Raw genomic sequence first — 12591 nt, 5'->3', positions numbered from 1 at the left:
TCACGTGAAACACCGGGTCGACCGAGCGCGCGATCGGTCGTCGTGCGATCGTGGTGACGTGCAGCTTCTCCTGATTCGACACGCCCTACCCGAGATCTCCCGGGTCAGCGAGGGACGCGCCGACCCGTCGCTGACCGAGGAGGGCCGCGCCCAGGCCGCGCGGCTGCCGACCGCGCTCGAGCCCTACCGGATCGCGCGGGTGTTCAGCAGCCCGCAACGCCGCGCCCTGGAGACGGCGGCGCCGCTCGCCGAGGCCCGCGGGCTTCCCGTCACCCGGCTCGAGGGCCTGGCGGAGTACGACTACCACCTCGACCACTACATTCCGTTCCACCTCGCGCAGGAGCTTGCCCCGGACGCCGTGGCACGCATCCGCGCAGGTCACCTCCCCGACTTCGTAGATGCGGACGAATTCCGCACCCGCGTTCTCGCCGCCACCCAGCACATCGTCGACACCTGCGCGCACGACGACACCGTCGCCGTGTTCGCCCACGGCGGCGTCGTCAACGTCCTGCTCCAGGACCTGCTCGGGCTCGACCGGCCGCTGATGTTCCCCATCGAGTACACATCGGTGACCCGCATCCTCGTCTCCCGCAACGGTGCCCGGCGGGCGGCCTCGGTCAACGAGACCGGGCACGTGCGCGACATGCTGCGCGTCTGATCCGTTCGCCGCAACCGGTGTGAACCGGCTCGGATCCGGGTATCGGTACGACGTGGGCGGAACCGCGACGAGGCGGCCGCCGCGAGGGCGTGGCAGCCGGGCGGAAGGTAGCCGTCGGGCCACGACCGCCGGCCGGTGTCGACGACGCCGGGCCCCCGAGATTCGACGAGCAGGAGATTGCCATGATGAGAGCTCTGACCTTCGCCGCCGGTGCCGCCGTGGGCTTCGTGCTGGGCACCAGGGCCGGGCGTGAGACCTACGAGAAGATGCGCGATCAGTCCGTTCAGCTGTGGAACAAGCCCGAGGTACAGCAGAAGGTCACCGAAGCGAAGGAGACCGTGCAGGAGAAGGCGCCCCAGGTGCAGGAGAAGGCCGGCGACCTGACGAAGAAGGCCGCCGAGAAGGCGAACATCTCGGGCGGCGGCAACATGGCACCCGACGCCGCCGGCGGCGGGCCGGCCGTGACTCCCCCGGCCGCGGGCGCACCGATCGTCCCGCCTCCGAACGAGGGCAAGCACTCCCTCTAGCGGCCGGACGCAGACCGGCCCGGTGCCGCATCGGGTGAATTCCGGTGCGGCACCGCCGGGTGTAGTCGCGTTCCGAACGGGTACTCCGACCGCGTACAACGGAACGGCTCACCCCGACACGATCCCCCGATCGACACAGGAGGCGACATGACGCGACCCGACGGCGACGGCGACCCCGCCACCGCGGACACCGACAGCGGGTCCCGAGGTGCCGACGACGACGTCCTGTCCGATCCGGCCGAATGGGCCGGGGAAGGCGGCGCCACCGACGAGGGCCCGTCCACCGACGTCGAGAACGGCTGAGATCAGGCGCGCGCCGTCCGGGTTCGCAGCCGCTCGGCCCACTGCTCGGCGTCGTCCATACCGATCACCAGGGCGTCGCGCGCGTGTCCCGACAGTTCGACGCGCAGGGCGGGCTGTCCGCGCCGCACGGCGACGAGTTCGTTGCGTCCCCGCGCGCGCCAGGTGCCGATCTTGCGGGCACCCGGCAGCCCGAGGCCGGGAGCGCGCATTCCTCGCGTCGCGGCGAGACCGTCGGCGTGGACCTCGACGTCCCGGATGGCATCCAGGGGGACGTCGACATCGCGGATCAGTCCCGCGATCTTCTCGAAGCGCGTGAAGCGCAGCGTCAGGACTCCGTGGTCGATGCTCAGCGTCGTCATGGCTCCCATTGTTCTCATTGCTGAGAACAATGTCAATCGTGAGAACATTGACGGGTGAGAGGAGACATGACCACCGCGGAACTGCTGTTGCATCCGGTGCGCCTGCGGATCGTCCAGGCGCTGCTCGGCGACCGCACCGCCACCACCGCGCAGCTACGTGCCCTCATCGACGACGTTCCCGCCGCCACCCTCTACCGGCAGATCGCGACGCTCACCGGCGCCGGAGTCCTCGACGTCGTCGCGCAGCGCCGCGTCCGCGGCGCGGTCGAACGCACCTACCGTCTCGTCGCCGAACGCGCGCACATAGACGGGCAGGAGGCGGCGACGATGAGCACCGAGAACCATCGGCGTGCCTTCCTCGCCTTCACCGCGCAGCTGCTCGCCGACTTCGACGCGTACCTCGACGATCCCGAGCGACGGGATCCGGCCGAGGACGTCGTCGGATACCGGCAGGCAGCCCTCGATCTGACCGACGAGGAGGCCCTCGCCCTGGTCACCGAGATGCGGCAGCTGCTGACGCGCTACCTCGAGCTGGGCCCCGGCCCGGGCCGGCGCCGGCGGCTGCTGAGCACCGTCGTCGTACCGGCCCGCGACGTGTCGGGTCAGGAATCCGGGGAGCGATGACCGGCCGGCTCGGTCGTACCGGCTACGCGACGGCCGTGAGCGGATGGATCACCGGCGCCGCCGCGAGGTGCTCCCCCACCGTCGCCAGGGCGGACGTGACGTGCCGGGAGGTCATGTGCGCGTCGAGCGCCTCCTGACCCGACCAGACCTCGACCGTCACGAATGTGCCTGGCGCCGAGCCGGATTCGAAAAGTTCGTACGAGACGCAGCCGTCCTCGTCGCGACTCGCCGCGGCCAGCGCCACCAGCGCGCCCCGCACCGCGTCCTCCGAACCGGGCTTCGCCGGAATGGTCGCCACCACACGCAGTTCCGTCATTTCTCGACGGTACCGCGCGCGGCTGCCGTGCACGAGCGGCTCGGACGAGGAAGATGGTGCCCATGAGATCGCGGATCGCGGAGATGCGTCGATGGCGCGCAGGGACAGTGGTCCATCAGCGCCTGCACGACCTGACCGGGACGCTCGTCGTGGTCACCGGGGCGGGCAGCGGTATCGGCCGCGCGACGGCACGGGCGTTCGCCGACGTGGGGGCGATCGTCGTGGTCGCCGACCGCAACGTCGACACCGCCCGCGCCACCGCGGAGCTGCTCAACGCGCCCCTCCCCGGCGCCGGCGGCTCGCGAGCGGTCTTCGGTGGCGGGGCGCACGCCTACGAACTCGACGTCGCCGACGAGGAGCAGGTGCGGCGGTTCGCCGCGACGGTCCGTTCCCAGCACGGCGTGCCGGACGTGGTCGTCAACAACGCCGGAATCGGCGTGATCGGCACGTTCACCGCCACCCCGCAGGAGACGTTCGAGCACGTCATGGACGTCAACTTCTGGGGCGTGGTGTACGGGTGCCGGGCGTTCGGGGACCAGATGCTCGAGCGCGGCACCGGCGGGCACATCGTCAACGTCGCCTCGGCGGCCGCGTTCACCCCGCAGAAGAGCCTCGTCGCCTACTCGACGAGCAAGGCCGCGGTCCTGATGTTCACCGAGTGCCTGCGGGCGGAACTGATGGTCCACGGGATCGGGGTGAGCGCGATCTGTCCGGGGCTCGTGGGCACGAACCTGGTTCCCGGTGCCGAGATGGTGGGCCTCGGCGCACCGGAGCAGCGCACGCTCCGCGAGCGGGTCACGGCGCTGTACCGCACGCGCAGCTATCCGCCGTACAAGGTCGGCGAGGCGATCGTCGCCGCGGTGCGGCACAACCGGGCACTGGTGACCGTGACGCCGGAAGCGAAGACCCGGCGGTGGGTGAGCCGCCTCGCCCCGGAGGCGATGCGATTCGGTGCCCGCTTCGAGCCGGACCGCTGAGCGCCGCGCGTCCCCGCCCGTGCGCGGCGAACTCGATCGTTGTCGGCGGCGGCCACGCACCGCTCAGGAGATGACCGTGGACGGGTACCGCCGTGCCCGGAACCGTGGTCACCGGGGAGAGCCGGACCGGGCGGTGGGGCCTCTCCGGGCGGAGTCCCGGCTCGGGCCTGCCGGTAACCTGACCCTGTGCCGGATCGTCCGATTCTCGTCAGTGCCTGCCTGGCCGGCGTGCCGTGCCGGTACAACGCGGAGGCCCGGCCGGACGAGGACGTGGTCGCCGACGTGGCCGCCGGACGCGCGATCGCCGTGTGTGCGGAGGTGCTGGGCGGACTCCCCACGCCGCGCCCACCCGCCGAGATCGTCGGCGGCGACGGTCGAGACGTCCTTGCCGGCCGAGCACGCGTCGTCACCGACACCGGAGCGGACATGACCGATCCGTTCGTCCGTGGGGCCGAGATCGTCGCCGGGATCGCCGCCGAGCACGACGTGCGCGAGGCGGTCCTGCAGGCACGCAGTCCCTCCTGTGGCTGCGGAGCGATCTACGACGGAACGCATTCGGGGACCGTGACCGACGGCGACGGCGTGCTCGCCGCTCTGCTCGCCGCGCGCGGCATCACCGTGCGCGCGCGACGCGGCTCGCGGACCTGACGGCCCGTCAGACCTTGGAAGCCAGCCAGTTCCGCAGCCACGTCGTGGCCGAGGTGCCGTTCGGTTCGACCGCGTAATTGGTGTAGTCCTGGTGGATCTGCGACTCGTAGAACTTCCGGATCTTGATCTCGCGCTCGTCGTTGGCCTGCTCGGTGAGCTGGGACTGCAGGATGGGGAGCCCGCCCGCGCTCATCAGATCCAGGTAGATCGCGTCGGCCTCGGCACGATACCGGTCGACGGCGGACGGGTCGCCCCCGGAGGCCATCGCGAGGAAACCCGCAGCGCGGGTGACGAAATCGTCCTTGGGCGTCGAGCAGTACAGGTCGCCGACGGCGCAGAAGGTGCGGACGTCGCCGCTGACGAACCCGAACCCGCCGATGCGGGGCCCGCCGGCGCCGTTGCCCGCGACGGGCGGTCCGATCAGGATGTCCGCCTCGGAACGACGGGGGTCGGAGAGCAGGCCGACCGCGGCGAGCCGATGCGGCGGGACCACTCCGAAGCCGGTGCCGATCTCGGCGGCGAGATCGCCGGCCGCGTCGGCGCCCTGGCTGTAGCCGACGAGCGCGAACCGCGCCTCGGGGCACGCGGCCGCCGTCGCGGCGACGATGCCGCGGGCATTGTCGACGGCCTGCTGCCGCGACACACCGTAGACCTCGCCCTCCCACGGGAACGCCGTCGCGGCGTACCGGACGTAGTCGACCCGGGCCCCGGGAGGAAGATTGGAGGTGACCGCCGCGAGCATGCCGTTGCCTCGCTGCGGTGCAGGCGTGTTCGACGTTTCCCACGTGCCCGGCACGGCGACGACCTGGAGCTTCGGGCACCCGGCCGGATCGGCCTGGACCGCGGGAGCCGTCACCGCCGACCCCACTACGGTGGCCGCGGCGACCGCTACCAGCGTCAACACACTTCTCAGCCCCACCGCAGCCCCCTGAGGTCTCCTGCCGATCTCGACGTCGTCACGAAATGATGCACATGCAATATGACACAGAGATGAACGAGACGGGAGACCCCCTTTACTCCCGCAGGACGGTCACCGCTCCCCCGCCGATGTTGGTGACGAACACGTTCCCCGCCCCGTAGTCGACGGCCGTCCCCACGGTGCCGCGGTCGACGACTCGTTGCAGCTGCCCCGGACGGTCCACGACGGTCACCGCCGAGGCGCCGATGTTGGTGACGAAGACGTTGCCGGTCAAAGGATCCGTGACCACGACACCGGGAGGCAGCACCTCCGGCGGCAGCGGACCGGCCGCCGCATCGTGGTCCGCGACCGTCACGTGGCCGGCGCCGATGTTCGTCACGTAGACACCGTCCGTACCGGCGTCGAGCGTGAGTTCCGGGGTGAGATGCGCGAGCGGCGAGGCCGCCGGGCTCGGCGCGGACGGCGGGGGGCCCGCCAGGACCCGATCGCGGTCGACGGTGACCGTACCGACGCCGAGATTGGTGACCGCGACGTTGCCGTTACCGCCGTCCACACGCATCTCCACCGGCGCGCCGGACGGCGCCGCAGCGGCGGCCGGGTGCGGTGGAACGGACACGGACACGGCACCCGGCCCCAGGTTGGTGATGCACGAATTACCCGCTCCCCCATCGACTCCGAGAAGTCGCAGGCCGTCGTACCCGGCCACCGGCGGCGCCTGCGGAACGCCGTCGACGGTCACGGCACCGCCGACGTTGCGCACACATTCGCCGGGGACCTGCGCCCCCGCTGGGGCGGCACTCAGGGCCGCCACGGTCCCGGCGCCGAGGATGCCCGCCGCAAGTGATCGTCTCGTGATGCGGTGACCCCTGCGCATCGTGATGCGGTGACCCATGCGCACGACCATAACGCGCGAACCGTCCCGAACGGACGAAACGGGAAGGGCGCGCCCACCGGATTTCCGGCGGGCGCGCCCCGCGCGCTCAGCGCTGTCGCAATCCAGCGCTCAGCGCTGTCGCAATCCAGCGCTCAGCGCTGCCACATTCGAGCGCTCAGCGCTGTCACATTCGAGCGCTCAGCGCTGTCACATTCGAGCGCTCAGCGCTGTCACATTCGAGCGCTCAGCGCTGCGGCATCGTGGTGGTGGTGATCGGCGAAGGGAGCACCGTCGCACCCTCGAGGTATTGATCGACCGCCGCGGCGCAGGAACGACCCTCCGCGATGGCCCACACGATGAGCGACTGGCCGCGGCCCATGTCACCGGCGACGAAGACGCCGTCGACGTTGGTGGCCCATTCCTTGGAGCGGGCGACGTTGCCGCGCTCGTTGAGGTCCACGCCCAGGTCGGTGAGCAGGCCCGGCTTCTCGGGGCCGACGAAGCCCATGGCCAGGAGCACCAGGTCGGCTTCGAGCTCGAAGTCGGTCCCCTCGACCTTCTCGAAGCGGCCGTTCACCATCTTCACCTCGTGCGCCTTCAGGGCGGCGACCTTGCCGTCCTTGCCGACGAACTGCTCGGTGTTGACGGAGAACACGCGCTCGCCGCCCTCCTCGTGCGCGGAGGACACCCGGTACATCAGCGGGTAGGTCGGCCACGGCGTCGATTCGGCGCGCTCCTCCGGGGGGCGCGGCATGATCTCGAACTGGTGCACGCTGGCCGCGCCCTGACGGTGCGAGGTGCCGAGGCAGTCGGCGCCGGTGTCACCGCCACCGATGATGACGACCTTCTTGCCCTTCGCCGTGATGGTCGGCTCCGGCAGGTCGCCGAGCTGCACCCGGTTGGCGATCGGCAGGAACTCCATCGCCTGGTGGATGCCGTCCAGCTCACGCCCGGGAATCGGCAGGTCGCGGGCCTCGGTGGCGCCACCGGCGAGCACGACCGCGTCGAACTGCTCCCGCAGCTGATCGGCAGTGATGTCGACACCGACGTTCACGCCCGTCTCGAAGACGGTGCCCTCGGCCTCCATCTGCGCCAGACGGCGATCGATGACGGCCTTCTCCATCTTGAACTCGGGGATGCCGTAGCGCAGCAGACCACCGATGCGGTCCTCGCGCTCGAACACGGTCACCGAGTGGCCGGCGCGGGTGAGCTGCTGCGCCGCAGCCAGACCCGCCGGGCCGGAGCCCACGACCGCGACCTTGCGGCCCGTCAGCTTCGACGGCATGACCGGTGCGACCCAGCCCTCGTCGAAGGCCTTCTCGATGAGTTCGACCTCGACCTGCTTGATGGTCACCGGGTCCTGGTTGATGCCCAGGACGCAGGAGGCCTCACACGGCGCGGGGCACAGCCGGCCGGTGAACTCCGGGAAGTTGTTGGTGGCGTGCAGGCGTTCGATGCCGTCGTTCCACTTGCCCTTGTAGGCCAGGTCGTTCCACTCGGGAATCAGGTTTCCGAGGGGGCAACCGTTGTGGCAGAACGGGATACCGCAGTCCATGCAGCGGCTGGCCTGGACCTGGAGGGTGTCGAGCGGGAACGGCTCGTACACCTCCTTCCAGTCGAGCAGCCGCAGCGGAACGGGCCGGCGAACCGGCGTCTCCCGCGAGCCGTGCTTGAGGAAGCCGCTTGGATCACCCACGAGCCGCCTCCATGATCGCCTCGTCCACGTTCGCGCCTCGAATCTCGGCGTCCTTGATAGCCATGAGTACCTTCTTGTAATCGCGAGGCATGACCTTCGCGAAGTGGCTGACCTGCTGCGACCAGTCGGCCAGGATGCGGGCTGCAACCTCGGAGCCCGTTTCGTCACGATGGCGCTCGATGGCGCCCTTGAGCCAGAGGAAGTCCTCGCCCTCGAGGTCCTCGAGATCGACCAGCTCGGTGTTCAGGTTCGCCTCGAAATCGCGGTCCGGGTTGTACACGAACGCGACACCGCCGGACATGCCGGCGCCGAAGTTGCGGCCGGTCTTGCCCAGGATGACGACCTTGCCGCCGGTCATGTACTCGCAGCCGTGGTCGCCGACGCCTTCGACGACGGCCGTGGCACCCGAGTTGCGCACCGCGAACCGCTCACCCGCCACGCCGCGGATGAGGGCCTCGCCACTGGTGGCGCCGAACAGGATCACGTTGCCGGCGACGATGTTGTCCTCGGCGACGAAGCCCGGCGCCGCGTTGAGCGGCGGGCGGACGACGATCCGGCCGCCGGACAGGCCCTTGCCGACGAAGTCGTTGGCGTCGCCGAACAGCCGCAGCGTGATGCCCTTGGGCACGAACGCGCCGAAGCTGTTGCCGGCCGAACCGGTGAACGTGATGTCGATCGTGTTGTCCGGCAAGCCTTCCCCGCCGTACACCTTGGTGAGCTCGTGGCCGAGCATGGTGCCGACGGTGCGGTTGACGTTGGCGATCTTGGTCTCGATCGTCACCGGCGTACCCGACTCGAGAGCAGGCCGCGCCTGGGTGATGAGCTCGTTGTCGAGCGCCTTGTCCAGCGCGTGGTCCTGTTCCTTGGTGCAGTGCAGGTCCTGCTCGCAGAAGATCGGCGAACGGGTCTGCTCGAGCAGCGGCGACAGGTCCAGCTTCGAGGCACGGTAGTGGTCGACGGCCTTGGTGGTGTCGAGCATGTCGACGCGCCCGATGGCCTCGTCGAGGGAACGGAAGCCCAGCTCGGCCAGGTACTCGCGCACCTCTTCGGCGATGTAGAGCATGAAGTTCTCGACGAACTCCGGCTTGCCGGTGAAGCGCTTGCGCAGCACCGGATTCTGCGTCGCCACACCCACCGGGCAGGTGTCGAGATGGCACACGCGCATCATGATGCAACCGGACACCACCAGCGGAGCGGTGGCGAAGCCGAACTCCTCACCGCCGAGCAGGGCGGCGACGACGACGTCGCGGCCGGTCTTCATCTGCCCGTCCACCTGCACGACGATGCGGTCGCGCAGACCGTTGAGCAGCAGCGTCTGCTGCGTCTCGGCGAGACCGAGCTCCCACGGCGCACCCGCGTGCTTGAGCGAGGTCAGGGGGGACGCGCCGGTGCCGCCGTCGTGACCGGAGATCAGCACCACATCGGCGTGCGCCTTCGACACACCCGCCGCGACGGTGCCGACACCGATCTCGGAGACCAGCTTCACGTGGATGCGGGCCTGCGGGTTGGCGTTCTTCAGGTCGTGGATCAGCTGCGCGAGATCCTCGATCGAGTAGATGTCGTGGTGCGGCGGGGGCGAGATCAGGCCCACACCCGGCGTCGAGCCACGCACCTCGGCGACCCACGGGTACACCTTGTGCGGCGGCAGCTGCCCGCCCTCACCCGGCTTGGCGCCCTGCGCCATCTTGATCTGGATGTCGGTGCAGTTGGTCAGGTAGTGCGCGGTGACACCGAACCGGCCGGAGGCGACCTGCTTGATCGCCGAGCGCCGCCAGTCGCCGTTCTCGTCCGGGGTGAAGCGGTCCGGATGTTCGCCGCCCTCACCGGAGTTCGAGCGGCCGCCGAGACGGTTCATCGCGATCGCGAGGGTCTCGTGCGCCTCCGCGGAGATCGAGCCGTAGCTCATCGCGCCCGTGGAGAACCGCTTGACGATCTCGCTGGCCGGCTCGACCTCCTCGAGCGGCACCGCCGGGCGCTCTCCCGTGCGGAACTCGAACAGGCCGCGCAGCGACGCGAGCCGCTCCGACTGGTCGTCGACGAGCTGGGTGTACTCCTTGAAGATCGAGTACTGCCCGGTGCGGGTGGCGTGCTGGAGCTTGAACACCGTGTCCGGGTTGAACAGGTGGTACTCGCCCTCGCGGCGCCACTGGTACTCGCCGCCGACCTCGAGCTCGCGGTGGGCGTGCTCGGAGGGACGGTCCATGAAGGCGAGCGAGTGCCGGGCGGCGACGTCCTGCGCGATCTCGTCGAGGCCGATGCCGCCGAGCTGCGACTGCATCCCGGTGAAGTACTCGTCGACGATCTCCTGCGAGAGGCCGATCACCTGGAAGAGCTGGGCACCGGTGTAGGAGGCGAGGGTGGAGATGCCCATCTTGGACATCACCTTGAGCACGCCCTTCGACGCGGCCTTGATGTAGTTCGCGAGGGCCTTGTCGAGGGTGATGCCGTCCGGCAGGTCGCCGTTCTGCAGCAGCTCGTCGATGGTCTCGAAGGCCATGTACGGGTTCACCACGGCCGCACCGAAACCGCACAGCGCGGCGATGTGGTGCACCTCGCGGGCGTCGCCGGCCTCGACCAGCAGCCCCACCTTGGTGCGGGTCTTCTCGCGGACGAGATGGTGGTGCACCGCCGAGGTGAGCAGCAGCGACGGGATCGGCGCGAGGTTCTCGTCGGACTCCCGGTCCGAGAGCACGATCAGGCGAGCGCCCCCGTCGATGGCCTCGGAGACCTGGCCGCGGATGTTCTCGAGCGCGCGGCGCAGGCCCTCGCCGCCCTCGGCGACGGGGTACAGACCGCGGATGATGACGCTGTTGAAGCCGGGGAACTGCCCGTCGTCGTTGACGTGGATCAGCTTCTGCAGGTCGTCGTTGTCGATGACCGGGGCCGAGATCAGGATCTGCCGGCACGATTCGGCGGTGGGGTTCAGCAGGTCGCCCTCGGGGCCGAGCATGCCGCCGAGGCTGGTGACGACCTCTTCCCGGATCGCGTCGAGTGGCGGGTTGGTGACCTGCGCGAACAACTGCGAGAAGTAGTCGAACAGCATGCGCGGACGCGAGGAGAGCACCGCGATGGGAGTGTCGGTGCCCATCGAACCGAGCGCCTCACCGCCCGTCGCCGCCATCGGCTTGACGAGGAGGTGGACCTCTTCGTTCGTGTAGCCGAACACCTGCTGGCGCAGCACGACCCGCTCGTGGGACATGTAGGTGTACTTGCTCTCGGGCAGATCCTCGAGCCGCGCGATGCCCTGGTCGATCCACTCCTGGTAGGGGTGCTCGGCGGCGAGGGCGCTCTTGATCTCCTCGTCGTCGATGATGCGGCCCTGCGAGGTGTCGACGAGGAACATGCGGCCGGGCTGCATGCGCAGCTTGCGCACGACCTTCTGCGGCTCGATGTCGAGCACGCCCACCTCGGAGGCCATGACGACGAGGCCGTCCTCGGTGACCCACACCCGCGACGGGCGCAGGCCGTTGCGGTCGAGGACGGCGCCGACGACGGTGCCGTCGGTGAAGCACACCGACGCCGGGCCGTCCCACGGCTCCATCAGGGCAGCGTGGTACTCGTAGAACGCGCGGCGGGCCGGGTCCATGGACTCGTGCCGCTCCCACGCCTCGGGGATCATCATGAGCACGGCGTGCGGCAGGCTGCGGCCGCCGAGGTGCAGGAGCTCGAGCACCTCGTCGAAGCGGGCGGTGTCGGACGCGCCCTCGGTGCAGACCGGGAAGATCTTGTCGAGCTTCTCGCGGCCGCCGAACACGTCGGAATCGATGAGCGCCTCGCGGGCACGCATCCAGTTGGCGTTGCCGGTGACGGTGTTGATCTCGCCGTTGTGGGCGACGCGGCGGAACGGGTGCGCGAGCGGCCACGACGGGAAGGTGTTGGTGGAGAAGCGCGAGTGCACCAGGCCCAGTGCCGACTCGACGCGCTCGTCCTGCAGATCGCGGTAGAAGCCCTCGAGCTGCGGCGTGGTGAGCATGCCCTTGTAGACGAAGGTCGACGCCGACAGGCTGGGGAAGTACACCGTCTCGCTGCCGGGGCCGTCCTGGCCGGCGCCCTCGCTGCCGAGCTCGTGCTCGGTGCGCTTGCGGACCACATAGGCCCGGCGCTCGAGGTCGAGACCGCCGAGGGTGCGGTCGGGCGAGGTGAGGAAGATCTGACGGAAGCTCGGCATGGCCTGCTTCGCCAGCGTGCCCAGGTCGGAGGGGTCGACGGGAACCTCGCGCCAGCCGAGGACCTGCAGGCCCTCCTCGGCGACGATCGCGTCGACGGCGGCGACGGCCTCGTCGGCGGCCTTCTCGTCCTGGGGCAGGAACGCGATACCGGTGGCGTAGAAGCCGGCGGGCGGCAGGTCGAAGTCGACGACCTCACGGAAGTAGCGGTCCGGAACCTGGATGAGGATGCCGGCACCGTCACCGGTGTTGGACTCGGAGCCCGCGGCACCGCGGTGCTCGAGGTTCACCAGCGCGGTGATCGCCTTCTCCACGATGTCCCGGCTGCGGCGACCATGCATGTCGACGACGAATGCGACACCGCAGGCGTCGTGCTCGTTCGCCGGGTGGTAGAGCCCTTGCGGCCCGGGAAGATGCTTCATACCTAGCCTTCGTTGCGTTTGATTGCAGCGACGACCAGCAGCGCTGATGGCCATCTACTTGCGTGAGCAAGTACCGACACGTGGTGGATCGGCACCGATCAC

General features: G+C 69.8%; 12 protein-coding genes. 6 read left to right on the top strand and 6 right to left on the bottom strand.

The window, feature by feature from the left end; genetic code table 11:
- Positions 1 to 58 precede the first annotated feature (58 nt).
- The 3 genes from QNA09_RS23915 (at position 59) to QNA09_RS23905 (ending at position 1488) form a co-directional block, all read left to right on the top strand.
- Positions 59 to 658, top strand: coding sequence for a histidine phosphatase family protein (locus QNA09_RS23915; RefSeq protein ID WP_040273143.1), 600 nt, complete (start codon positions 59 to 61; stop codon positions 656 to 658).
- A gap of 182 nt (positions 659 to 840) precedes the next feature.
- On the top strand, positions 841 to 1185 hold the full coding sequence (locus QNA09_RS23910; RefSeq protein WP_119700248.1) for a YtxH domain-containing protein: 345 nt from the start codon (positions 841 to 843) through the stop codon (positions 1183 to 1185).
- A gap of 147 nt (positions 1186 to 1332) precedes the next feature.
- A complete protein-coding gene (locus QNA09_RS23905) occupies positions 1333 to 1488 on the top strand; it encodes a hypothetical protein (protein ID WP_003936594.1) in 156 nt (51 codons plus the stop codon).
- Between the two features lie 2 nt (positions 1489 to 1490).
- On the opposite strand, the gene QNA09_RS23900 is transcribed toward QNA09_RS23905, so the two are convergent.
- Complete coding sequence (locus QNA09_RS23900) at positions 1491 to 1847, bottom strand: hypothetical protein (RefSeq protein WP_010595493.1); 357 nt, start codon at positions 1845 to 1847, stop codon at positions 1491 to 1493.
- A 66-nt stretch (positions 1848 to 1913) separates the two neighbouring features.
- Between QNA09_RS23900 and QNA09_RS23895 the strand changes: the two genes are divergently transcribed.
- Entirely contained in the window at positions 1914 to 2471 is a 558-nt protein-coding gene (locus tag QNA09_RS23895; protein ID WP_017681104.1) for a helix-turn-helix domain-containing protein, read from the top strand.
- A gap of 22 nt (positions 2472 to 2493) precedes the next feature.
- On the opposite strand, the gene QNA09_RS23890 is transcribed toward QNA09_RS23895, so the two are convergent.
- Positions 2494 to 2787: a putative quinol monooxygenase gene (locus QNA09_RS23890; protein WP_010595491.1), complete on the bottom strand. Its 294-nt coding sequence runs from the start codon at positions 2785 to 2787 to the stop codon at positions 2494 to 2496.
- A gap of 62 nt (positions 2788 to 2849) precedes the next feature.
- On the opposite strand from QNA09_RS23890, the gene QNA09_RS23885 reads away from it, so the two are divergent.
- Both QNA09_RS23885 and QNA09_RS23880 read left to right on the top strand, forming a co-directional pair.
- Positions 2850 to 3764: an SDR family NAD(P)-dependent oxidoreductase gene (locus tag QNA09_RS23885; RefSeq protein ID WP_040273141.1), complete on the top strand. Its 915-nt coding sequence runs from the start codon at positions 2850 to 2852 to the stop codon at positions 3762 to 3764.
- Positions 3765 to 3950: 186 nt separating this feature from the next.
- Complete coding sequence (locus QNA09_RS23880) at positions 3951 to 4412, top strand: DUF523 domain-containing protein (RefSeq protein ID WP_010595489.1); 462 nt, start codon at positions 3951 to 3953, stop codon at positions 4410 to 4412.
- 7 nt (positions 4413 to 4419) lie between these two features.
- Here QNA09_RS23880 and QNA09_RS23875 read toward each other — a convergent pair whose 3' ends face one another.
- The 4 genes from QNA09_RS23875 to gltB form a co-directional block, all read right to left on the bottom strand.
- Positions 4420 to 5313, bottom strand: a complete 894-nt coding sequence (locus QNA09_RS23875) for a cutinase family protein (protein WP_230831591.1) — start codon at positions 5311 to 5313, stop codon at positions 4420 to 4422.
- A gap of 112 nt (positions 5314 to 5425) precedes the next feature.
- A complete protein-coding gene (locus QNA09_RS23870; protein ID WP_225223008.1) occupies positions 5426 to 6223 on the bottom strand; it encodes a PE-PGRS family protein in 798 nt (265 codons plus the stop codon).
- Positions 6224 to 6449: 226 nt separating this feature from the next.
- On the bottom strand, positions 6450 to 7901 hold the full coding sequence (locus tag QNA09_RS23865; RefSeq protein ID WP_010595485.1) for a glutamate synthase subunit beta: 1452 nt from the start codon (positions 7899 to 7901) through the stop codon (positions 6450 to 6452).
- On the bottom strand, positions 7894 to 12489 hold the full coding sequence (gene gltB, locus QNA09_RS23860) for a glutamate synthase large subunit (RefSeq protein ID WP_010595484.1): 4596 nt from the start codon (positions 12487 to 12489) through the stop codon (positions 7894 to 7896). The genes QNA09_RS23865 and gltB overlap by 8 nt, the downstream gene beginning before the upstream one ends.
- Positions 12490 to 12591 lie beyond the last annotated feature (102 nt).

Source organism: Rhodococcus sp. AH-ZY2 (assembly GCF_030916465.1).
GTDB classification, from domain to species: domain Bacteria; phylum Actinomycetota; class Actinomycetes; order Mycobacteriales; family Mycobacteriaceae; genus Rhodococcus; species Rhodococcus ruber.
This window is presented reverse-complemented; position numbering and strand designations above follow the sequence as displayed.